Annotated in this window: 26 protein-coding genes; 14 read left to right on the top strand and 12 right to left on the bottom strand. The window is 44.4% G+C overall.

Annotated features, from left to right (window positions below):
- The first annotated feature begins 38 nt into the window (after positions 1–38).
- Positions 39–689, top strand: a complete 651-nt coding sequence (locus ACT6R0_RS13600) for a peptidoglycan-binding protein LysM (RefSeq protein ID WP_444654288.1) — start codon at positions 39–41, stop codon at positions 687–689.
- A gap of 24 nt (positions 690–713) precedes the next feature.
- Here the strand turns inward: ACT6R0_RS13600 and ACT6R0_RS13595 are convergent, their stop codons facing one another.
- The 4 genes from ACT6R0_RS13595 to dnaA all read right to left on the bottom strand — a co-directional run bounded on the left by ACT6R0_RS13595 (position 714) and on the right by dnaA (position 3845).
- Entirely contained in the window at positions 714–1109 is a 396-nt protein-coding gene (locus tag ACT6R0_RS13595) for a hypothetical protein (protein WP_444654290.1), read from the bottom strand.
- A 127-nt stretch (positions 1110–1236) separates the two neighbouring features.
- Complete coding sequence (locus tag ACT6R0_RS13590) at positions 1237–1953, bottom strand: SAM-dependent methyltransferase (protein ID WP_444654291.1); 717 nt, start codon at positions 1951–1953, stop codon at positions 1237–1239.
- Positions 1950–2414 carry a low molecular weight protein-tyrosine-phosphatase gene (locus ACT6R0_RS13585; protein WP_444654292.1) on the bottom strand — a complete coding sequence of 155 codons (465 nt, stop codon included), beginning with the start codon at positions 2412–2414 and terminating at the stop codon, positions 1950–1952. The genes ACT6R0_RS13590 and ACT6R0_RS13585 overlap by 4 nt, the downstream gene beginning before the upstream one ends.
- Positions 2415–2417: 3 nt before the next feature.
- On the bottom strand, positions 2418–3845 hold the full coding sequence (gene dnaA / locus ACT6R0_RS13580; protein WP_444654293.1) for a chromosomal replication initiator protein DnaA: 1428 nt from the start codon (positions 3843–3845) through the stop codon (positions 2418–2420).
- Between the two features lie 187 nt (positions 3846–4032).
- On the opposite strand from dnaA, the gene ACT6R0_RS13575 reads away from it, so the two are divergent.
- Entirely contained in the window at positions 4033–4440 is a 408-nt protein-coding gene (locus ACT6R0_RS13575; protein ID WP_444654295.1) for an acyl-CoA thioesterase, read from the top strand.
- Between the two features lie 41 nt (positions 4441–4481).
- Here ACT6R0_RS13575 and ACT6R0_RS13570 read toward each other — a convergent pair whose 3' ends face one another.
- Positions 4482–5081, bottom strand: coding sequence for an IMPACT family protein (locus tag ACT6R0_RS13570; RefSeq protein WP_444654296.1), 600 nt, complete (start codon positions 5079–5081; stop codon positions 4482–4484).
- A gap of 83 nt (positions 5082–5164) precedes the next feature.
- On the opposite strand from ACT6R0_RS13570, the gene ACT6R0_RS13565 reads away from it, so the two are divergent.
- Positions 5165–5491: a hypothetical protein gene (locus ACT6R0_RS13565; RefSeq protein ID WP_444667407.1), complete on the top strand. Its 327-nt coding sequence runs from the start codon at positions 5165–5167 to the stop codon at positions 5489–5491.
- A gap of 55 nt (positions 5492–5546) precedes the next feature.
- Here ACT6R0_RS13565 and ACT6R0_RS13560 read toward each other — a convergent pair whose 3' ends face one another.
- Complete coding sequence (locus tag ACT6R0_RS13560) at positions 5547–6164, bottom strand: HAD-IA family hydrolase (RefSeq protein WP_444654299.1); 618 nt, start codon at positions 6162–6164, stop codon at positions 5547–5549.
- Entirely contained in the window at positions 6142–7236 is a 1095-nt protein-coding gene (gene ribD, locus ACT6R0_RS13555; protein ID WP_444667405.1) for a bifunctional diaminohydroxyphosphoribosylaminopyrimidine deaminase/5-amino-6-(5-phosphoribosylamino)uracil reductase RibD, read from the bottom strand. Before ribD ends, ACT6R0_RS13560 begins: the two co-directional genes overlap by 23 nt.
- Before the next feature lie 62 nt (positions 7237–7298).
- Here ribD and ACT6R0_RS13550 point away from each other — a divergent pair, with 62 nt between their 5' ends.
- A complete protein-coding gene (locus tag ACT6R0_RS13550; protein WP_444654301.1) occupies positions 7299–7784 on the top strand; it encodes a GNAT family N-acetyltransferase in 486 nt (161 codons plus the stop codon).
- A 73-nt stretch (positions 7785–7857) separates the two neighbouring features.
- Complete coding sequence (prmC, locus tag ACT6R0_RS13545) at positions 7858–8703, top strand: peptide chain release factor N(5)-glutamine methyltransferase (RefSeq protein WP_444654302.1); 846 nt, start codon at positions 7858–7860, stop codon at positions 8701–8703.
- Between the two features lie 35 nt (positions 8704–8738).
- Here prmC and ACT6R0_RS13540 read toward each other — a convergent pair whose 3' ends face one another.
- The gene (locus tag ACT6R0_RS13540) at positions 8739–9977 is read right to left on the bottom strand and encodes an ABC transporter permease (RefSeq protein ID WP_444654303.1); all 1239 of its coding nucleotides are present in this window, start codon (positions 9975–9977) and stop codon (positions 8739–8741) included.
- A gap of 182 nt (positions 9978–10159) precedes the next feature.
- Between ACT6R0_RS13540 and hisS the strand changes: the two genes are divergently transcribed.
- Together hisS and ACT6R0_RS13530 are read left to right on the top strand one after the other, a co-directional pair.
- Positions 10160–11584 (top strand): histidine--tRNA ligase, encoded by a 1425-nt coding sequence (gene hisS / locus ACT6R0_RS13535; protein WP_444654305.1) that lies wholly within the window; start codon positions 10160–10162, stop codon positions 11582–11584.
- A gap of 16 nt (positions 11585–11600) precedes the next feature.
- Entirely contained in the window at positions 11601–12404 is an 804-nt protein-coding gene (locus ACT6R0_RS13530) for a choice-of-anchor J domain-containing protein (RefSeq protein WP_444654307.1), read from the top strand.
- A gap of 21 nt (positions 12405–12425) precedes the next feature.
- Here the strand turns inward: ACT6R0_RS13530 and ACT6R0_RS13525 are convergent, their stop codons facing one another.
- The 3 genes from ACT6R0_RS13525 to ACT6R0_RS13515 all read right to left on the bottom strand — a co-directional run bounded on the left by ACT6R0_RS13525 (position 12426) and on the right by ACT6R0_RS13515 (position 13810).
- Positions 12426–12656, bottom strand: coding sequence for a hypothetical protein (locus ACT6R0_RS13525; protein WP_444654308.1), 231 nt, complete (start codon positions 12654–12656; stop codon positions 12426–12428).
- A 153-nt stretch (positions 12657–12809) separates the two neighbouring features.
- Complete coding sequence (locus ACT6R0_RS13520; RefSeq protein ID WP_444654310.1) at positions 12810–13043, bottom strand: hypothetical protein; 234 nt, start codon at positions 13041–13043, stop codon at positions 12810–12812.
- Between the two features lie 155 nt (positions 13044–13198).
- Entirely contained in the window at positions 13199–13810 is a 612-nt protein-coding gene (locus ACT6R0_RS13515; protein WP_444654311.1) for a hypothetical protein, read from the bottom strand.
- Positions 13811–13921: 111 nt separating this feature from the next.
- Between ACT6R0_RS13515 and ACT6R0_RS13510 the strand changes: the two genes are divergently transcribed.
- Both ACT6R0_RS13510 and ACT6R0_RS13505 read left to right on the top strand, forming a co-directional pair.
- Positions 13922–14131 carry a hypothetical protein gene (locus ACT6R0_RS13510; RefSeq protein ID WP_444654313.1) on the top strand — a complete coding sequence of 70 codons (210 nt, stop codon included), beginning with the start codon at positions 13922–13924 and terminating at the stop codon, positions 14129–14131.
- Between the two features lie 40 nt (positions 14132–14171).
- Positions 14172–14837, top strand: a complete 666-nt coding sequence (locus tag ACT6R0_RS13505; RefSeq protein WP_444654314.1) for a M15 family metallopeptidase — start codon at positions 14172–14174, stop codon at positions 14835–14837.
- 3 nt (positions 14838–14840) lie between these two features.
- Here ACT6R0_RS13505 and ACT6R0_RS13500 read toward each other — a convergent pair whose 3' ends face one another.
- Positions 14841–16367, bottom strand: a complete 1527-nt coding sequence (locus ACT6R0_RS13500) for a T9SS type A sorting domain-containing protein (RefSeq protein ID WP_444654315.1) — start codon at positions 16365–16367, stop codon at positions 14841–14843.
- Between the two features lie 138 nt (positions 16368–16505).
- Between ACT6R0_RS13500 and ACT6R0_RS13495 the strand changes: the two genes are divergently transcribed.
- The 5 genes from ACT6R0_RS13495 to rpmB all read left to right on the top strand — a co-directional run bounded on the left by ACT6R0_RS13495 (position 16506) and on the right by rpmB (position 19813).
- Entirely contained in the window at positions 16506–17282 is a 777-nt protein-coding gene (locus ACT6R0_RS13495; protein ID WP_444654316.1) for an exonuclease domain-containing protein, read from the top strand.
- 12 nt (positions 17283–17294) lie between these two features.
- A complete protein-coding gene (locus ACT6R0_RS13490) occupies positions 17295–17906 on the top strand; it encodes a fumarylacetoacetate hydrolase family protein (protein ID WP_444654318.1) in 612 nt (203 codons plus the stop codon).
- Positions 17906–18253 carry an Hpt domain-containing protein gene (locus tag ACT6R0_RS13485; protein WP_444654319.1) on the top strand — a complete coding sequence of 116 codons (348 nt, stop codon included), beginning with the start codon at positions 17906–17908 and terminating at the stop codon, positions 18251–18253. The genes ACT6R0_RS13490 and ACT6R0_RS13485 overlap by 1 nt, the downstream gene beginning before the upstream one ends.
- Positions 18250–19497: a CinA family nicotinamide mononucleotide deamidase-related protein gene (locus tag ACT6R0_RS13480; RefSeq protein WP_444654320.1), complete on the top strand. Its 1248-nt coding sequence runs from the start codon at positions 18250–18252 to the stop codon at positions 19495–19497. The genes ACT6R0_RS13485 and ACT6R0_RS13480 overlap by 4 nt, the downstream gene beginning before the upstream one ends.
- Before the next feature lie 79 nt (positions 19498–19576).
- Entirely contained in the window at positions 19577–19813 is a 237-nt protein-coding gene (gene rpmB / locus ACT6R0_RS13475) for a 50S ribosomal protein L28 (protein WP_020212604.1), read from the top strand.
- The last annotated feature ends 2 nt before the right edge of the window (positions 19814–19815 follow it).

Genomic DNA, 19815 nt, shown 5'->3' with positions numbered 1-19815 from the left:
AAATTCATAATGTGACAGGTTATGAGAAATTTAATTACATGATAAAACGATGGGCATATTTTTCAGGTTTAACGCTTTTCATAGCGGTTGTTAGTTCGGGTTTCAAACCCAAAGATCCAAAACAATTTGGCAGAATAGAAGGTTTTCACTTAGCAGAAAACGAGATCACCAATTATACCGTGCCTACCGTAGACGAAACGGTAAACGTCAATTTCAATTTCCCTTTTACCGGAAAATCGTACACAGGTTTTAAACAGGCAATAGCCATTAAGGAATCGCAAGGATTATATAAGCTTGTGAACCGCTACGGATACATGGGCAAGTACCAGTTTGGTAAGTCTGCCCTGCGCGCCCTGGGTATCACCGATACCAAAGATTTCCTAAACAACCCCCACTTGCAGGAACGTGCTTTCAAAGCCTTACTTTCTAAGAATAAGTGGGAACTTCGCAAAGAAATAAGCCGGTTTGAAGGAAAGGTTATTAAAGGCGTAAAAATAACTGAGTCAGGACTGCTTGCAGCAGCGCATCTTGCCGGTGCGGGTTCGGTAAAAGCCTTCCTGAAAAGCAATGGTAAAAATGGTTTCCGTGATGGTTTTGGAACTTCGCTGAAGAGTTATATAAAGAAATTCGGTGGATATGATACTTCGAATATCATTGCCCATCCTGAGCCGAAAGTAAAGCTCAATTAATTACAGGCCCTGCAATTGCGGGGCTTATTTTTTGAGGCTATTTAGATCCCTTTCTGTTTTGGTAAGTGAACTATCCAGTTCCTTCAATATATTTTGGGTCTTATTTAGTTTAAAAATATTGTTTGTAACCAAGATCCGGGCCTGCTTTTTCCCCGAAAGATAGGTGATATGGTCTTTCTTGATCTGCTTGAGGACCTGTCCATACGTTAATGTTCCGGTGAGATTTTCATTTAGCGCATCGTGATCCATAATATGCTTTAACAGGGCTTCCTGAAGGCTTAATGATCGCGCCCTGACCTCTTTGAAAGTGGTTAGCAGTGCATTTCGTTTTCTTGGGAATAAAGGCTTTTTAGCTAAAAAGTAAATAGTTAAAAATAGCAGTATTGCGACAGCTATCAAGGTCTCAGGTAAATATTGCATATTTAGATGTAGGTTGGGAATACGAATTTAACATAAAATATGTTTCCGTTTCCTAAAGACCAGGTTATTTTAATAATAACTTTTTACCTGTTATATAGTAGGGCATTATGCCTCGCATTTAGCAATTCTAAAATTTATGCAGTATGAAAATACATGGCCTGTTGTGCAGGTCTGTTTTCTCTTTTTTCCACTGGGAAATGGTCTTGGTCTTAATGTACTCTGTAGTAAGTGTAATGTCTGCCGCAATGCAAAGATGGGTATTCGGCTGTAGGGTATTTACGATGTCTTCGAGGAATTTATTATTACGGTACGGCGTTTCCATGAAGATCTGTGATTGTTGTTTGTCCTGCGAAAGCTTTTCCAAATTTTTCAGCGCGCTTTTCTTGTCCGATCTCTCTATGGGAAGATAGCCGTTAAAAGCAAAATTCTGTCCGTTCATGCCAGATGCCATCATGGCCAACAGGATGGAGGAGGGGCCTACCATAGGTACTACCTGTATGCCTTTTTCGTGTGCCAGCTTAACAATAACCGCACCTGGGTCGGCAATACCGGGGCATCCGGCTTCAGACATCAGGCCCACATTCTTACCTTCAAGACAAGGTTTTATGAAGTCAAGGTGTTCTGACGGTTCAGTATGCTTATTGAGTAATGAGAGCTTAAGCCCGGGCTGTTTTTTTGTGGGAAGTATCGCCTTAATAAAACGCCTTGCGGTCTTTTCATTCTCTACAATGTAATGGTCAATAAACTGAATAGTACGCGCCACCGTATCCGGAAGCACCTGCTTCGGGTCCGCATCATCGCCAAGCGGCACGGGGAGAAGGTAAAGCTTTCCAAATGTTGTCATGCGTGTTCCTTTATTAGTTTGTTTGCGACCAGTTCACAGGCTTCATCAAGCATATCATACACTTTATCAAAACCTTTCTGTCCACCATGGTATGGGTCGGGCACATCAATATTCTGTCCGGGGAATATCTCGTCCATCATCAGCTTGATCTTTGTCTTTGCTTCCGCATCGGATGCAAGTTGGGTAACGTCACGCAGGTTATAGCTGTCCATTACATAAATATGGTCAAACTCTGAAAGATCTGATCGCTTGATCTGCCTTGCTTTCTGGCAGCTGATGTCCAGGCCACGGTTTTTTGCGGTAAGTATGGAGCGTTCGTCGGGTTGGTGGCCTTCATGCCAGTTGCCTGTTCCGGCAGAATCGACGAAAAATTTATCCTTAGGTAATTTGGATCGCAGTATGCCTTCTGCCAGCGGAGAGCGGCAAATGTTCCCGAGGCAAACCATCAATACCTTAACCATGAATTATATGGAGAGTTTCTTGTTGATGTCGTCTACGAATTTCCTGAACTGCTTGTCGGTAGTCACTAGGTTATCTACTGTTTTGCAGGCGTGGAGTACTGTAGCATGGTCGCGGTCACCGATCTGTGAACCGATGTTGGCCAGCGATGCTTTGGTGAACTTCTTCGCGAAGAACATGGCAAGCTGCCTGGCCTGCACCACATGGCGCTTCCTGGTTTTTGACTGCAGTGTATCCACATCAAGCTGGAAATAATCCGAAACAACTTTTTGAATGTAGTCGATAGATATTTCGCGCTTTACGTTCTTAACGAATTTCTCAACCACCATTTTGGCGAGTTCAAGCGTAACCTCACGCTTGTTGAATGATGATTGCGCTATGAGCGATATAATGGCGCCTTCAAGTTCGCGCACATTGCTCTTGATATTTTTTGCTACATATTCAATGATCTCTGCCGGCATCTCTACACCGTCGCGGTACAGGATATTGTTAAGGATAGAGATCCTTGTTTCGTAATCAGGCTGATGCAATTCGGCCGAAAGCCCCCATTTGAAGCGGGATAGCAGTCGCTGCTCGATGTCCTGCATGTCTACCGGCGCTTTGTCCGAGGTCAGGATCACCTGCTTGCCGTTTTGGTGCAAGTGGTTGAAGATGTGGAAAAACACATCCTGCGTACCGGTCTTGCCCGAAAGGAACTGCACGTCGTCAATGATAAGCACATCTATCAATTGGTAGAAGTGGATGAAGTCGTTACGGGTATTCCTTTTAACGGAGTCGATATATTGTTGCGTGAATATTTCGGCAGAAATATACAGCACTGTTTTTTCAGGGTATTTGTCTTTTATCTCGATACCAATGGCGTGGGCAAGGTGGGTTTTCCCCAAACCTACCCCGCCAAATATAAGGAGTGGGTTAAAGGATGTACCGCCCGGCTTGTTGGCAACGGCCAAACCTGCCGAACGTGCCAGCCTGTTCGAGTCGCCCTCGAAAAAGTTGTCAAAGCTATAGTTGGCATTCAGCTGTGATTCGATCTTCAGGTTCCTTATGCCCGGTATGATAAAAGGATTTTTAAGTTCAGGGTTCTTGTTCTGTAAAGGTACGTCAACCTCCTGCGGCTTAACCGGCTGTCGATGGGCGCTTGGCAATTGCTCCGTGAAGGGCTGCTTATTGCCATAAGTGTTTTCCATCTTGATTTTATACAGTAACTTTGCGCTGTTCCCTAGTTCTTTGGTAAGTGCGACTTTTAGCAGTTTTACATAGTGCTCTTCGAGCCATTCGTAAAAGAATTTACTGGGCACCTGAATGTACAGTGCATTATCGGTCAACTCGACTGCCCTGATCGGTTCGAACCAGGTCTTGTAGGCCTGATCCTGAATATTGTCTTTTATGAATACAAGACAGTTTTCCCATACCGATTGCGCAGTTTTCGTCATACACTGAATTTTAGATGTTTATAAAAGGTTGTCTTACAAAAAGGAAAGAATGAATTTCGATCCGTTCGGGAGAACAAATATGATAACAATTAATTGTAAAAAAAAATTGTTGACGTATTGATTTTAAGTAAAAAATGTTGTAAGCATTATTTAGATTAATTTAATAGAAAATTAACAATTCAGAATTATGAATTTTCACGAATTTAATGTACGTGTCAGGTATGCAGAGACCGACCAGATGGGGGTTGTGTATCATGGAAATTACGCCCAGTATTTTGAGATGGGAAGGGTTGAATGGCTTAGAGATCTGGGAGTTAGGTATAGTGATATGGAGAAGAGCGGGATAATGCTGCCGGTGGTGTCCCTGACAATGAATTATAAAAAACCGGCCCGGTACGACGACCTTTTGAGAGTGCGCACCATTATGAAAAAATTAACTTCCGTTAAGATAGAATTCGACTACGAAATTTACAACGAAAGCGATGAGTTATTAACAACGGGCAACTCCATTTTGGTGTTCGTGAACATGGAGACAGGGCGCCCTGTCCCGCCACCCGACCATATCATTGAGAAGGTGAATTCCGGTGAAAAATAGTTCTGTTAATAGCTGTATAGCGATCCTCAAAATGCTATCCCTTACTTAACGGAGATCCCATATAAATTCCCAAAAGCCTCTTCTACTGAAGGGGCATTTTTTTTGCGGGTGCCAACGACAATTTCGCAGTCCATGTCCATTTTTTGGGAAATGATGTCAAGGTTCTTTTCCTTAATGACCCGCATTACTTTATTCATGTCCTGGTACCCGAATTTTACGGTATAATGTACATCTATGGTTTTCTCAATGACATCCGAAGCTTCGAGCGCCATTTGGGCGCCTGTCCTGTAGGCTGAGATGAGCCCGCCAACGCCCAGCTTTACGCCCCCGAAATAGCGCACGACAATGACAAGTACATTGGTCACGCCAAACGATTGTATCTGGCCGTAAATGGGCATGCCGGCCGTGTTGGAAGGTTCGCCATCGTCATTAGCGCGGTAGTATAGCTTATCGGTGCCCAGTTGGAACGCGTAGCAACAGTGTCCCGCAGAACTGTGGCGTTTCCTGACACTTTCAAGAATGGCCTTTACCTCTTCCTCACTGCTTACAGGGAATGCCAAACTAAAAAACTTACTGTTCTTTTCCTTGAACATGGTTTCTTCAGATGGTGCGGCGAGGGTTTTATAGGTGTCATTTTCCATAGGGGGGCAAAGATAAAAAGATTTTACACTTAGCTTTCAGTTGGTAAATGAGAAATGGTTATACTTGTGGAAAGGTTGTTATCTTGGATATAAACACCTTTTATATTAAGCTTGCGCCGCATTTTAAGTTATGGGTAAGCGTGAAAGATAAGATATCTTTTGAATCGGCGGAGGGTATTCCTTTCCATACGGACGATAATCAGGCTACAGTAGGTAGCGGTATATGTTATTTCCTCCCCGATGGCAATAAAGTGCAGATTGATAATTTTTTAATGGGTACGGGAATTATTGCGCCAACCGATACGATCGGTATGTATGATGTTGAAATTAGCAGGAAGGTAAACAGGATGTATCTCGCGGTGGCTGGGATTGTAATTATGCTTCTGGTCATTGCAATAATTATTTTTTGACAAGACCGTCAAATTAGCAATTGCGATTCTCTAATCTATGAATCTGAAATTCAAACTACATTTCCTCCTGGGTAATGATCTTCTTTTCAAACATATCCACCACATCCTCTTCACCCGCCTGCAGGTTCCAAACCTGGAAGCCTAAAGCTTCGGCGGCATCGGTATTGAACTTTTTGTCGTCTACGAACAGTGTGCGCTTGGGTTGTATGTCGTGGTTGTTGATAAGGTAATTGAAAGCCTCGGCGGCTGGTTTGCGATAGCCTATTTCGTGCGAAAAGTAAATGCGCTCAAAACACTGGTAAAAATCGCTGTAGAAAGATGCGCCCGCATCCTGTTCGAACTTTTCCATATGTATCGGGTCGGTATTGCTTAACAGGAACAGGCGGTAATTGGCAGCCAGCTTTTGAAGGAACTCCAGTCGGTACAACGGGAAGTCGGCAATGCCCATGTTCCAGGCATCACGTATCTGGTCTAATGAAGCATTGTCTGTATACGGTTGGATGCCTTTCAAAAAGCCTTCTTCGTCGAGCTTACCCGTTTCCAGTTTTTTCTCCAGCTTTTCCAGGTCATCATTCCAATCGTGCAGCCCCAGTTTGGCAAGCGCCTTTTCTTTGGCTTCGCCATTCTTATTTAGAAATACATCTCCGAAATCAAATATTATCGTGTTGACCATAACTCCTGAAAATTAATAGTTCATCATCCAGTATGCGCTCCTTTCTATAGGGAACGACATCGAAAACCGGTGCTTTTGTTCCTTCATTAAAAATAGCTTTGCCTTTAAAAACCCTGGCTTCGTCCCATAACCCCGCGTCAATGAAGGTTTGCAGTGTTTTCCTGCCGCCTTCTACAATTACCGATAGCAGGTTGTGCCTGTACAGCACTTCCAAAATAGCTGTCGGCAGGTTGCTGTCAAAAGCCACGGTTTCATAAAGCAGGTTATCTAAGTTAGCGAGATCAGTTTTTTCTGTCAAGACAATTGTCTTTATTTTTTGATTTTTAACAGAATGGCTGTCTGATATCTTTCCTGTCCGGTCGAGTATGATGCGCACAGGGTCCGGCCCGGTCCAGTCGCGTACATCAAGTTGGGGGTTGTCGTCAAGCACAGTTTGGGTCCCTGCCAGTATCGCAGCTTCCTCGCTGCGCCATTTGTGTACCAATTGTCGGGAATAGGGATTGGTGATCCATACCGGTTTCTTCTCTTCCAATGATGCATTGGTTGGATCATCAAACATTCGATTCGGACTTAAAAAGCCATCCGCGCTTTCTGCCCACTTAAGTATAATATAAGGACGCTGTTTTTCGTGAAAAGTAAAAAAGCGCCTGTTCATCTCACGGCATTCTTTTTCCAACACGCCAACGATCACATTTTTTCCTGCTTCTTCCAGCTTCCGGATTCCGTTACCCGCTACCTTCTCATTTGGGTCGATAGTGCCAACAATGATATTTTTGATCTCGTGGCGGATAATGAGGTCACAGCAGGGGGGTGTCTTGCCATAATGGCTGCAGGGTTCCAGGCTTACATATAATGTCGACTCGGGAATAAGGTGCTTGTCAGTTTCGGTTACCGAATTTATGCAGTTCACTTCACCGTGCGGGCCGCCGTATGGGGAGGTATTACCTTCGCCAATGATCCTGCCCTCATGCACCAGCACCGCCCCAACAGAGGGGTTAGGCATTGCGGCACGCAGTCCGTTTTGCGCCAGCTCAAGGCAGCGCCGCATAAAGGTTTCGTGGTTCACGCTCATAAGTTATAAAGTCTCAAAGTTACAAAGTTTCGGCGCGTTATCAAATTCATTAGTTTTGCATCATGAGTTATATCATTAGAAAGATCGCTAAAGGAGACGATGCCGCTGTTGCGAAAGTGATACGAGATGTGCTGGTTGAGCACAATGTGCCCAAAGTAGGTACGGCTTATGCCGATGCTTCGCTGGACTGCATGTTTGAGGCATATACCAAACCCAATTCCGTATATTTTGTTGTAGAAAGAGAGGGCAGGATCATTGGCGGGGCTGGGGTCGCGCCGCTTGATAATGGCCCGGCAGATACCTGCGAGCTCCAAAAGATGTATTTTTTGGCAGAGGTGCGCGGGCTCGGCATTGGCTCAAAAATGATCGACAAGTGCTTAGTGTCAGCAACAGCCTTTGGGTTTGCACAATGCTATCTCGAGACCATGCCCTACATGCAGGCCGCGCAAAAGCTGTATCTAAAGAACGGATTTACCTACCTCGATGCGCCGATGGGCGATACGGGGCATAGCTCGTGTCCGGTGTGGATGATAAAATTGTTGGATTAATTTGTTTCAGGTTTAAAGTTTCAGGTTGAAGTGCGAACCTGGAACGCTTAACCCGAAACCCTGAATTTGACCTATGAAACTAAAAGACTATCGTACCCATTTCCTCAATACATTAACCCCGCTCTATGATGCCATGGAGGCGGAAAGCTTTTTCAGCATTGCACTTAGCGAACTTAAAGGATGGAAACGCAGCGATGTGGCGCTGAACCCCGATGCGGTTTTGTCTGATGAAGAAATTACAAAGTGGAACGATGTGCTGGAGGAGCTGGAAAAGCAGCGGCCAATACAGTATATATTTGGCAAAACGCATTTTTACGGACTGGAGTTCGAAGTAAATGAGAACACGCTGATCCCGCGTCCCGAAACCGAAGAGTTAGTGGAGTGGATCATTAAAGAGAACCAGCATAAAGGAAAGATAAAGGTACTCGATATTGGTACTGGCAGTGGGTGCATTGCCATTTCTTTAGCAAATAACCTCTTAATGGCGGAAGTGTCGGCCATAGATGTTTCGGAAAAGGCTTTGGCTGTAGCCGAAAAAAATGCGGAGGCTAATGGCGTTACAGTGCATTTCCTTTTGAAAAATATTCTGGAAACAGAGGAACTTCCAGGTACTTATGATATCATTGTTTCTAATCCGCCCTATGTGCGCGAGCTGGAGAAAGCCGAAATTCGCCCTAACGTACTGGAGTTTGAGCCGCACCTTGCGCTGTTTGTGGAAGATACCGACCCACTTTTATTTTACCGGAAAATAGCGCTTTTGGCGAAAGCTGGCCTTGCCCAAAATGGCATGCTCTACTTCGAGATCAACCAATACCTGGGCAATGAGACCGTAGAAATGCTGGAAAGCTACGGTTATAAGAATGTAACGCTGAAAAAGGATATTTATGGGAATGACAGGATGGTGTCGGCTTTAGGATAAACCTGCGGTATCAGCATTCATGATCCGGATTCTCTTTACTCATAACGTAACGCCTCCACAGGATCCAGTCCCGCAGCTTTAATTGATGGTGCAAGTCCTGAGGCCAGCGTGACAATGAGAATGGTTGCGAGTGCCGATAATATAGCTTCCCATGGCATTGGGAACGAAATGCCGAAAATCAAAGAAACCCCCACGCCGCCTACAAGAAGTCCAAGAATGATCCCTATGACCCCTCCCAAAAGGCTAATGATGAGCGTTTCGGTCAGGAATTGCATGGCAATAGTCATTTTGGTAGCGCCCAAAGATTTACGCACACCGATCTCCCGTGTCCTTTCGGTTACCGATACGAGCATGATATTCATGAGCGCTATGGAAGACCCGAAAATAGTTATGATGCCAATAACCCATGCTGATATGCCCAGGAATTCCAACTCTTCCAGCATCTGGCGTAAAAGCTCGTCGCTGCGCTCGATGCCAAAATTATCCTCTTGTACGGGGTTGAGCCTGCGTACGCGGCGCATGGTCAGTTCTGCTTCATCTACTGATGACGAAAGCATGTCTTTGTTGCCTATGGCAACCTTTATTTCATAGTCGATATTGGGAGCAGTAAAAAGCGAGCGCGCTACCTGTATCGGGATGATAAGCCTCAGGTCCTGGCGGCTGCCAAAGGTGGACCCTTTTTCCTTGAGCACGCCAATAACCTTGAATCGCGCACCCCTTACGGATATTGTTTTATCAATGGGGTTCACATCTTTAAAAAGCCCTTTCTCAAAATCGGAGCCCACTATGCACACATAGTTGTTGTTGCTTATATCAAAGCTATTAAAGTTACGGCCTTTTGTTGTTTCCAATCCCGAGTTGGGCAGGAAGTATTCATCGGCGCCTACAACGGTAATTTCCGGGTCGGTCTTTTTGTCGGCATATTTTACCTCAAGGTTGCTGCCGGCAGTAAAGGATAACGACGTGGCTGCCGACGGATAGGTAAACTTATCCTGGAATTCCTTAGCCTGCGGGTAGCTGATAATGGGGTTGACCTTCATCTGGTCATTCTCGATCTGCTGCGAAAAATCATAGCGGGATATAGAGAAAGTGTTAGCACCCATAGAAGAGAAGTTACCGGTAATGCTGCTTTCAAGCACCGCCACTGCGGCAAGGATCCCCACCAATGCGAAGATGCCGATGCCTATGATAAGCACGGTTAACGCAGTGCGGAGCTTTTGGGTCTTAATCGAATCAAAGGCTATTTTGGAATTCTCCCTGGCCAGGCTAAGCATAGGAAATGGTTTTTATGGCACTAAAGTACATATTTCATTTCAAATTTCAGATTTCAGATTTCAGATTTGCCACTCAATCCCATAATATTTGTTAAAGGGTAGGAGTGAAGCTCAATCTGAAATCTAAAATCTGAAATCTGAAATCGCCTCCGTATATTTGCATAAAACGTAAATTAGAAAAAATGGCACAGAAACCGGGCATCCCAAAAGGCACAAGAGATTTTTCACCAGCAGAGGTGGCTAAGCGTCAATACATAATGTCGGCAATAAAGCATCATTTTGAGACTTTTGGGTACCAGCCTATCGAAACGCCTACGTTTGAGAATTCAGAAACCCTGATGGGTAAGTATGGCGAGGAAGGGGACAGGCTTATTTTTAAGATATTGAATTCCGGCAATTTCTTTTTTGACAAAAAGAAAATTGACCTGCCGCTATCGTTGGAGGAATTATTAGTCAATTCTTCAGAAACGATCTCAACGGAACAGCTTATCGAGCTTAATAAATTCACATCGCGCATTTCCGAAAAAGCGCTGCGCTATGACCTTACGGTACCCTTTGCGCGTTATGTGGTACAGCACCAGAACGAGATCGAATTCCCATTCAAGCGTTACCAGATACAGCCGGTATGGCGCGCCGACCGTCCACAAAAGGGCCGTTTCCGTGAGTTTTACCAATGCGATGCCGATGTGGTGGGGTCAACCTCGCTTTGGCAGGAAGTGGAACTGGTGCAGTTATACGACAGTGTGTTCACTACCCTTGGGCTTGTCGGGGCAACCATCAAGATCAACAACCGCAAGGTGCTTTCGGGCATTGCCGAGGTTATCGGGGCAAAGGACAAGCTCATCGACTTTACTGTGGCACTGGACAAGCTGGACAAAATTGGCGAGGACGGCGTAAAAAAGGAAATGACCGAAAAAGGCATTTCTGCGGAAGCCATCGAAAAAGTGCAGCCGCTGTTCAGTTTTACCGGTACTATAAATGAAAAGCTGGACAAGCTAGCAACCCTTCTCGCTTCTTCGGCAGAAGGGCTGAAAGGTGTGGAAGAGCTGCGTTTCATCTGCGACAATGTTTTGGAAATAGGCCTTGGCAAAAGCGAACTCGACCTCGATGTAACCCTTGCCCGCGGTCTGAACTACTATACAGGTGCCATATTCGAGGTTACCGCACCAAAGGAAGTCGCCATGGGTTCCATTGGCGGTGGCGGAAGGTATGATGACCTTACCGGCATTTTCGGGCTGAAGAATATGAGCGGCGTGGGTATCTCTTTCGGGCTCGACAGGATCTACCTGGTGCTTGAGGAGCTTGGTCTCTTTCCGGCTACGGTCACCGAAGCTACTAGGGCGCTGTTTTTTAATGCAGGTGACAGGGAAGCACTCTATAGTATGAAAGCCATTAATGAACTTAGGCGATCAGGGATAAAAGTGGAGATGTATCCGGATGCAGCCAAACGTGACAAACAATTTAAACATGCCGACAGGCGTGGTATACCGTTCGTGGTGCTTACCGGCGATGCCGAGATGGAAAGCGGGACATTTACCCTAAAGGATCTGGCTTCGGGCACGCAGGAAAGCGTAAGCCTGGCGGAATTTGCTGAGAAGATAAAATAAACTTAAAGTTTAAGCCATGAAAATAAAGTTATTCCTATCACTGGCGCTCCTGCCTTTTGGCGCTCTTGCTCAATTTCCTGATCAGGATTTTGAAAACTTTATACTGCTTCCCAACGAATGGGGGTTAATGGATGATGCCGGTTTCAATGAAAAATGGATGCCTACTGAACCCGGGAACGCGGGACAGCCCCCTTATCAGGGAGAAATGGCAATATACCTACCGCCGGGTACTATGCCTCAGGGAGAAGTAACAGATGACTGGCTAATGACCCCGCGCTTTACAGCTGTAGCCGGCAGGCAGCTTCAGTTCTATTCCAGATTGCTGCAAGAGGGAGACCAGGGGAGTATCTACGGAGTTTATATATCAACACATAACGTACAATTATACCCGCAGGCTTATACGCTAATTGAACAATGGACGGAGACTGAGCTTAATCCTGTGCAGGCGGAGTATACATTGGTAAGCGTGCCTATTCCTGATTCATATTCAGGGCAGCAAATCTATATGGCATTCAGGATGAATACCAATGGAGGTGATGGCTGGCTTATAGATAATGCTTCAATTAAAAGCACATTGGGTAATAGTGACCTTCCAAAAAAGCAAATAAAGATCTATCCTAACCCCGCTCAGGATCTACTGCATATAGATGTTACTGATATTTCATTGCGGTCGGTTGCCATACATGATACTAACGGCAGGCTCTGCATCAGTTCAGGAAACACTGAACCCATTGATGTTGCAGGCTTAGAAGCTGGGGTGTACTTTGTTAAAGCTACGACCGATACAGGCCTGCTTGTTTCTAAGTTGGTAAAGCAATAAGTTTAGAGAACTTATAAGACCTTATAATTCCACGATCCGTACCACATTTCTCAGGACCTCCCCAGTAGTGTCCTCTTCTATGGTAATGCCCAGTATTTCAAAAGGCCGCTGTATGGTTTCGTGTATCCCAATGTAATCGAGCGCAAGGGCATCAAAACTGTCAGGATGAAGTGTGATCATTACGCTGTCGGTAAGCTCGTTGTCAATTATAAACTCCTGCATTCCGTCAAAACTCATCAATCTGCTGTGCATTCAATACTTTTTTTTGAGAGTAAGCAGGTGCAAAGAAGGCTAAATTATAGCAGGGGTGTGTTATGCAATAAGTCAGAATACTTACAAAATTTCTCATAAAAAATCCCGGAGTTGCGTCCGGGACCTTTATTGTAATTTGATGGGAATTGGAGGTTACTCAGCCATATCCAGCACCTGTACCAGGTTTTTAGGAACGCTGCCGCTGTTATCCTGCACGATCTCGATGCCAAGGATCTCAAATGGGCGTTCGATCTGGTTGCCGTTAAAGTCAAGGTAATCCATCACAAGATCATCGAAACTGTCCGGGTGAAGCGCAATCGCAACACTGTCAGTAAGTTCTCTTTCGATAATAAAATTCCTCATTCCGTCGTAAGTAATTTTTTCCATAAGCACATATAAGTTTAGTGTGATAAATGTAGGAAGTGCATTTGAGATAATTACAATAAAAAGTGTTAAAAGTTAATATTTTAACATTGTATACTAAAAATGTTTGAAATAATATCTTAATTCTTGTTAAATTTAGGTAATTAATATCTTAATTCTTACAAGAATTCTATGATTCCTCCACCCTTATCTCCTGAGGTAACTGTCTTATCAACAGCTTTATCCCAATCTATATGCGGAAATTTCTTCTTAAATTCGGGTAGGTCGCGTTCGTAAGCGCCTGATATGAATATTTTTGGGGAACCTTCCTCAACTTTATCCTTAAAATTGAACTCACCTATATAAGTGATCTCACCTTTTCTTACTTCAAATGGGATCGCGAATTTTTTACTGAAGCGTACCATACCTGTAGGGCCTATGTGGTCCAGTACATTATATTGGGTGAAAGCGTAATTTCCGGGTTCTGCTTCAATGATGAACATATAGGTCTTATTGTTATTAAAGTCGCCGGTAAATTGCCGGCCATTGTCGCGACCCGACTGCATCATGACCTTGCCGGAATTTCGTTTGATGAACTTTTTATCACCGGATATAGGGCCATAGAAGAATCTATAAATATCGTTTACCGGAGTATCGCCCTCAAAAGTAATTGTGCCTATAGCAAGGCCTTTTTCAGATGCTGAAGAAAAAGACTGTGGGGCAACAGATGTTGAAGCGGCGTTGCAGCCTGCCAGCAATAGCAGTGTAAAGAATATATATAATGTTTTCATGGAAAGCGTTTAAAGTGTAAAGATAGCGAGGGATGATGAAGATCGAGCGTGGTGGAGGGTTAATTAACATTCAGCGTTTTCTTTTTATATTTGATCATACTAAGACCTGATATGAAAAAGCTTATCCTTCTTGTCGCATTCATACTGCTTACATCAATTACCGTTGAGAAAGAGGTGTACATCTGCCAAAGCAAGGGTGGAAAGAAATACCATTTTACAAAAGATCGCCGTGGCCTGTCCAACTGTAAAGCAGAGATCGTGAAAGTAAAATTGTCGGAGGCAGAGAAGCAGGGTAAAACTATTTGTGGTTATGAGGATTAGATAGCGATCTACTATCTTTGTTATAACAAAAATATTTCTGATGAAGATCTTTAAAGCCCTGTCATTTCTTTGCCTGTTGCTCATGCTTTGTTCTGCGGGAATGCAAGCCCCGGGCATTAAGTTCCATTCTCAAAATGACATTGCTGTATTTAAGGACTCTGTGGACCCGGAATGGGCAGAGGTGGATCTTGAAGCATCCCGGATGCTCAACCGGATGGCTTATGCCGATACCGCCAACTTTATGCATGCCAAAATTTATCCCTGCGCCCGCTGCTTTCTCCGTCCTCAAGTGGCCGTGGCATTAGGAAGGGCGAATGAGATCGCGAAAGATAAAGGTCTGAGACTTGTAATATACGACTGCTACAGGCCGTATCCTTTCCAGCAGGTAATGTATGACATTGTTAACGATCCGCGCTACGTGGCCCCACCGGGCAAAGGCTCCAACCACAACCGTGGTGCGGCGGTAGATATAGCACTTGCAGATGAGAACGGCGAACTCCTCGACATGGGTGGCACGTTTGACGACTTTACTGAAATATCGCACTATAACAGTGATAATGTTTCTAAGATCGGAAAAAAGAACCGCAGGCTGCTGCGCAACATAATGAAGAAAGCAGGCTTTACCCCGCTTTCCAGTGAATGGTGGCACTTCGATCATAAGAAAGTGCGCTATGAGACAGCCAGTTTCATTTGGGATTGCCCATAATAATTACTCCTTTATTATTTTATTGTTGGTTATAACGCCATTTTGCGAAACGCGTACCATGTAAAGGCCTTTTTGCAATTGTGAAAGGTCGATGCTGTTTGCGGTGCTGTTCTTGGAAATGACAAGCTTTCCGGTGAGATCGTACACTTCTGCCTTTTCAATTGGCGCGGTAAAGTTCAATATGTCTTTGACCGGGTTTGGGTAAAGGCAATGCACAGAGGCAAGATGCTGCTCGTTATTTAATTCAGTTTCGGCAAGGAACTGTACAACAGCCGGTTTAGGCTGGTCATCAGATGTGCACTCCAGGGAAAGTGTTGCCACCGTTATATGGTGCTCTTCGATCAGTGTTGCATAACCTGTTCCGATATGAGCAAGATCCATTGGGTTAACGATCATTCCGTTGTTGCCAAAGCCTGTATCTTCAGTGCCATTTTCATTAAGCCTTAGTAAAAATATCTTATCATAGTCTGTACCTTCGTATGATAAGGCTCCGGTGATCGTAAACTTCCCCTGAGTCTCATTTATCGAACTGACATATCGAAAAGGGGTATTGCCTATTGTGCGCTCGTATATGCCGTCCCCTGAGCCAAAAGTTAGGTCAGGTTGCCCTGTAAGATCCATTTTTCTAACGAATAGGGTCTCTACAGGGGGCGTACTGATCCTTCCGGATACATAAATGTTATTATTGTCGCAGTGTAATACCATCGGATAAATGGTCGTATCGCCTGTCGGATAAAGATTTATGAAGCCTCCTGTGCCAAATGCAGGATCGGCAATACCATTGTTCATATCATACATTGCTATGATCCCGTGATATTGAACATTATCGAAATAATTGGCAATGATGGCAACGCGGTTGGTGTCCTGAAAATAATGCGCTCCATTTGGAGACACAAAATTATCAATAGGCGCGGTTATTGATCCGTTGTTACCAAATGAGCTTACCGGCTCTCCGTCAATGTCATATTTCCGTACAAAAATGTACCGCTGGATATTCTGTGGATCTGTAATAATTGCTCCGGCCCCGACCAATACGATCTCATTATTTATTAGTTCTGCCGACATATAATATATAAAATCACTATTCCAATTCGGTATGGATCCATTATTTCCAAATGAAGTTATAATAGTACCGTTCAGGTCGGTTTTGGTCATAAAGTTATCCTGAATAATACCGCTGGGGGTAGTCACCAAAATAAGTTCATTATTTGGAGTAATGAGGATGTCAGAGTCTTTTCCATACACACTTCCCCCGGTAGGGCCAATATTCATCGGGAGATATCCGTTATTGCCAAAGGACGATATCAGGTCACCATTCGATGATAGTTTTACAAGGCTGATATTAGTAAAATTAGTCAGTCCGTAATAGGTGTCGTTTATCTTTTTGATATCAGCCATTTTTATGGTCAACCCGGGAATGTCTACACAGGTTACGCCATTGTTCCCGAAGCCGGTGTTGACAAATTCAGCCTGGGAATAACCTAAGGCAGAGCAAAATAATGCAGAGAGAAGAGTGATTTTCAATTTCATAGCGTTAATTTTTTGTAAGTAAATATATTACAAATTTTATCGATAAATTATGCATTTGCCCGATTTGTTCAAAGAAAAGAAAACAGTTTGATATGGTTTAAAATTTTGCCCGTATCTTTGTTTTCCTAATTTTTTTATATGGAACTGAAACTGAACAGGCCGATTTGCTTTTTTGACCTGGAAACCACGGGTACCGACATCTGTAAGGACCGTATCGTGGAAATATCGATACTAAAGGTATATCCCAACGGAAATAAGGAAAGCCGCACCTGGCTGGTAAACCCCGAAAGGACGATACCGCCGCAAACGATAGTCTTTCACGGTATTACTGATGAAAAGGTAGCTAATGAGCCAACATTTAAGGAACTTGCGCACCAGGTACACAATATTATAAAGGACTCTGATCTTGGGGGTTACAATTCAGACCGTTTTGATATCCCTTTGTTGGCCGAAGAGCTGCTGAGGGCAGGAGTGGATTTTGATATGAAGAACCGTGTTTCGGTAGATGTGCAGACGATCTTCCATAAAAAAGAAGAGCGAACACTGAGTGCTGCCTATAAGTTCTATTGCGGGCAGATCCTTGAGAACGCCCACAGCGCAGAAGCCGATACCAATGCTACTTACGAGATACTCAAGTCGCAGTTAGACAGGTACGATGACCTTGAAAATGACATAAGATCGCTGGCGGAATACACTACCAGAAAGGTGAATGTGGATTTTGCGGGCTTTATTGCAAAAGATAAGGATGGTGAGGAGATCTTTACCTTTGGGAAACACAAAGGTGCTAAAGTAGAAAAGGTGCTTGATCAGGAGCCGGGCTATTACGGCTGGATCCAGAATGCTGACTTTCCGCTCTATACTAAAAAAGTACTAACGGCGATAAAACTCCGGAAATTAAATAATAAATTGGCTTAAATCCAATACGATATGAAGATCATTTGCATTGGCAGGAATTATGCTAAGCACATTGAAGAGCTACAGAACGAAAGGCCCGAAGAACCTGTTATTTTCATGAAGCCCGATACGGCTGTGGTGCAAAAGCAGTTCCCGTTCGTAATACCGGAATTTAGTAATGACGTGCACCACGAGGTGGAGGTATTGGTGAAGATTAACAAAGTCGGCAAGTATATCGACTCGAAATTCGCCCATAAATATTATGACGAAATTGGGCTGGGTATCGACTTTACCGCACGCGACCTGCAGTCGAAGCTCAAGGAAAAAGGCCTGCCTTGGGAAAAGGCCAAGGCGTTCGACGGTTCGGCAGTAGTGGGGGAGTTCATCCATAGATCAGAATTAGGCGAGCTTGATAACATCGAATTTGAAATGACAAATAATGATGTGGTCGTGCAGCGGGGCAATACACACAGTATGCTCTGGAAGATCGACGAGATCATTGCTTATGTGTCGCAATATTTTACGCTGCGCACGGGCGACATCATTTTTACGGGAACGCCCGAGGGTGTGGCAAAGGTAAGTGCAGGCGATGTGCTGGAAGGTTCGCTTCAGGGTAGGAAATTGTTTAAGGTACAGGTGAAATAATGGCTATCAATTACAATTTATCGAAAGTTTATGCTATCTCTGACAATGATGTGGAATTTGCCAGGCAGATCGTGGTGCTTTTCATTGAGGAAGTGCCTGCTGAGATCAGGAATATAAAGAGTGGCTTCAAGGACAAGGATCATGTAAAAGTTTACCATGCCGCACATAAGATAAAGCCTACGCTCGACCTGCTTGGTATGGACCTGGCGTATGAGGACGTGCTTGCGATAGAGGCCTGGACCCGTGCCGAAGGCAAAAAAAAGGAAGTAAAAGAAATTGTGAAGAGCCTGAAGGAACGCGTAAAGCTTACGGTGAAAGAACTTAAAAAAGACTACCAACTGCCATGAAAGCAGCCATAGTAACAGTGGGCGATGAAATACTCATAGGCCAGATAGTAGATACCAATTCGGGATACATTGCCAAAGCGCTTGATAAGATAGGCATTGGCGTATATGAAATGCTGTCCGTCAGCGATGACAGGATGCACATACTCAGCACGCTTGCCTTTTTGCAGAACCGCGTGGATGTAGTGATCATAACCGGCGGCCTTGGCCCCACGAAAGATGACATCACTAAAGTTTCGTTGTGCGAATATTTTGATGACCATTTGGTACGCGATGAAAAGGTGGAAGCCCATGTCATCGAATTGTTTGAGAGGGTGACAGGCAGGACGGCATCGCAGATCAATAAGGACCAGGCATTGGTGCCATCCAGATGCAGGGTGCTTTTCAATACGGCCGGTACAGCCCCGGGTATGTGGATGGAAAAAGGGAACACGGTATTCGTGTCGCTTCCGGGCGTGCCATTCGAAATGAAGGGCATCATGGGATCAGGCGTAATTCCGCACCTGGTAGAAAAATTTGAAAGGCCATACATTGTCCATAAGACCATATTGACCTACGGGCAGGGCGAGAGCCATGTAGCAGAGCGTATTGAGGATTGGGAGGACAACCTGCCAAATTTCATAAAGCTGGCTTACCTGCCAAGCCCCGGTCGTGTAAGGTTAAGGCTTTCTGCACGGGGCACGGATGAAAATGTCCTGAAAGAGCGCCTTGCAGAAGAAACTGAAAAACTCAACGCACTGATAGGCGACATCATAGTAGGTTTTGAAGAAGACGATACCATTGAAGTGGTGCTGGGACGGTTGCTGGCGGAAAAGGGCAGGACCATCGCTACCGCAGAAAGCTGCACAGGTGGCAGGATAGCGCAGATGCTTACGTCGGTAGCAGGTTCATCTGCCTATTTTAAAGGTAGTGCGGTAACGTATGCAACATCATCGAAAGTAGCGGTGCTGGGCATTCCGCAGGAGCTTATCGATAAACATTCTGTAGTAAGTGGTGAGGTGGCTGAAGCGATGGCGGAGGCGGCAAGGCGTGTTTTTGATGCTGATTATGCCATTGCGACCACAGGCAACGCAGGGCCTTCAAAAGGTGATGCCGATGCAGACGTAGGGATAGTTTATATCGCTATTGCGACGCCTGAAGGCGTGCGCAGTGAGCGATATAACCTAGGCCAGCCACGTGAAAAAGTTATTGAAAGGGCAGCAAATAAAGGGCTTGAAAAAATTTATAAGGAAATATTAAAAAACTAATTGTTTGTGTTTGCGTAATACTTTTATTTTTTGTTTCTTTGCACCCTGATTTTGAATAACGATATAAAAGCGAGAAATAATGTCAAGAGTTTGTGCCCTTACAGGTAAGAGAGCGATGGTAGGAAATAATGTTTCCCACGCTATGAATAAAACTAAAAGGAAATTTAGTGTAAACTTAGTGAAGAAGCGTTTCTATCTTCCTGAAGAAGACAGGTGGATAACTCTTAGGGTAGCCGCTTCTACTATCAAAACAATTAACAAGAACGGTATTGCTGCAGTTTTGAAAGAAGCTAAAGCTAACGGATTTATTAAATAATC

Origin of the sequence: Flavobacterium sp. (assembly GCF_052437795.1) — a bacterium.
Taxonomy (GTDB): Bacteria; Bacteroidota; Bacteroidia; order Flavobacteriales; family Flavobacteriaceae; genus Flavobacterium.
Note: the sequence above shows the minus strand (reverse complement) of the source record. Positions and strands in the feature narration are given on the sequence as shown.

Bases quoted from the DNA above. Each gene is read 5' to 3' on its own strand.
- rpmB (WP_020212604.1), top strand. From the start codon at position 19,577: ATGTCAAGAGTTTGTGCCCTTACAGGTAAGAGAGCGATGGTAGGAAAT.
- ACT6R0_RS13520 (WP_444654310.1), bottom strand. From the start codon at position 13,043: ATGGAAAAAATTACTTACGACGGAATGAGGAATTTTATTATCGAAAGA.
- ACT6R0_RS13510 (WP_444654313.1), top strand. From the start codon at position 13,922: ATGAAAAAGCTTATCCTTCTTGTCGCATTCATACTGCTTACATCAATT.
- ACT6R0_RS13600 (WP_444654288.1), top strand. From the start codon at position 39: ATGATAAAACGATGGGCATATTTTTCAGGTTTAACGCTTTTCATAGCG.
- ACT6R0_RS13595 (WP_444654290.1), bottom strand. From the start codon at position 1,109: ATGCAATATTTACCTGAGACCTTGATAGCTGTCGCAATACTGCTATTT.
- ACT6R0_RS13550 (WP_444654301.1), top strand. From the start codon at position 7,299: ATGAGTTATATCATTAGAAAGATCGCTAAAGGAGACGATGCCGCTGTT.
- dnaA (WP_444654293.1), bottom strand. From the start codon at position 3,845: ATGACGAAAACTGCGCAATCGGTATGGGAAAACTGTCTTGTATTCATA.
- hisS (WP_444654305.1), top strand. From the start codon at position 10,160: ATGGCACAGAAACCGGGCATCCCAAAAGGCACAAGAGATTTTTCACCA.
- prmC (WP_444654302.1), top strand. From the start codon at position 7,858: ATGAAACTAAAAGACTATCGTACCCATTTCCTCAATACATTAACCCCG.
- ACT6R0_RS13570 (WP_444654296.1), bottom strand. From the start codon at position 5,081: ATGGAAAATGACACCTATAAAACCCTCGCCGCACCATCTGAAGAAACC.
- ACT6R0_RS13530 (WP_444654307.1), top strand. From the start codon at position 11,601: ATGAAAATAAAGTTATTCCTATCACTGGCGCTCCTGCCTTTTGGCGCT.
- ACT6R0_RS13560 (WP_444654299.1), bottom strand. From the start codon at position 6,164: ATGGTCAACACGATAATATTTGATTTCGGAGATGTATTTCTAAATAAG.
- ACT6R0_RS13575 (WP_444654295.1), top strand. From the start codon at position 4,033: ATGAATTTTCACGAATTTAATGTACGTGTCAGGTATGCAGAGACCGAC.
- ACT6R0_RS13495 (WP_444654316.1), top strand. From the start codon at position 16,506: ATGGAACTGAAACTGAACAGGCCGATTTGCTTTTTTGACCTGGAAACC.
- ACT6R0_RS13500 (WP_444654315.1), bottom strand. From the start codon at position 16,367: ATGAAATTGAAAATCACTCTTCTCTCTGCATTATTTTGCTCTGCCTTA.
- ACT6R0_RS13540 (WP_444654303.1), bottom strand. From the start codon at position 9,977: ATGCTTAGCCTGGCCAGGGAGAATTCCAAAATAGCCTTTGATTCGATT.
- ACT6R0_RS13515 (WP_444654311.1), bottom strand. From the start codon at position 13,810: ATGAAAACATTATATATATTCTTTACACTGCTATTGCTGGCAGGCTGC.
- ACT6R0_RS13480 (WP_444654320.1), top strand. From the start codon at position 18,250: ATGAAAGCAGCCATAGTAACAGTGGGCGATGAAATACTCATAGGCCAG.
- ACT6R0_RS13585 (WP_444654292.1), bottom strand. From the start codon at position 2,414: ATGGTTAAGGTATTGATGGTTTGCCTCGGGAACATTTGCCGCTCTCCG.
- ACT6R0_RS13590 (WP_444654291.1), bottom strand. From the start codon at position 1,953: ATGACAACATTTGGAAAGCTTTACCTTCTCCCCGTGCCGCTTGGCGAT.
- ACT6R0_RS13525 (WP_444654308.1), bottom strand. From the start codon at position 12,656: ATGCACAGCAGATTGATGAGTTTTGACGGAATGCAGGAGTTTATAATT.
- ACT6R0_RS13490 (WP_444654318.1), top strand. From the start codon at position 17,295: ATGAAGATCATTTGCATTGGCAGGAATTATGCTAAGCACATTGAAGAG.
- ACT6R0_RS13485 (WP_444654319.1), top strand. From the start codon at position 17,906: ATGGCTATCAATTACAATTTATCGAAAGTTTATGCTATCTCTGACAAT.
- ribD (WP_444667405.1), bottom strand. From the start codon at position 7,236: ATGAGCGTGAACCACGAAACCTTTATGCGGCGCTGCCTTGAGCTGGCG.
- ACT6R0_RS13505 (WP_444654314.1), top strand. From the start codon at position 14,172: ATGAAGATCTTTAAAGCCCTGTCATTTCTTTGCCTGTTGCTCATGCTT.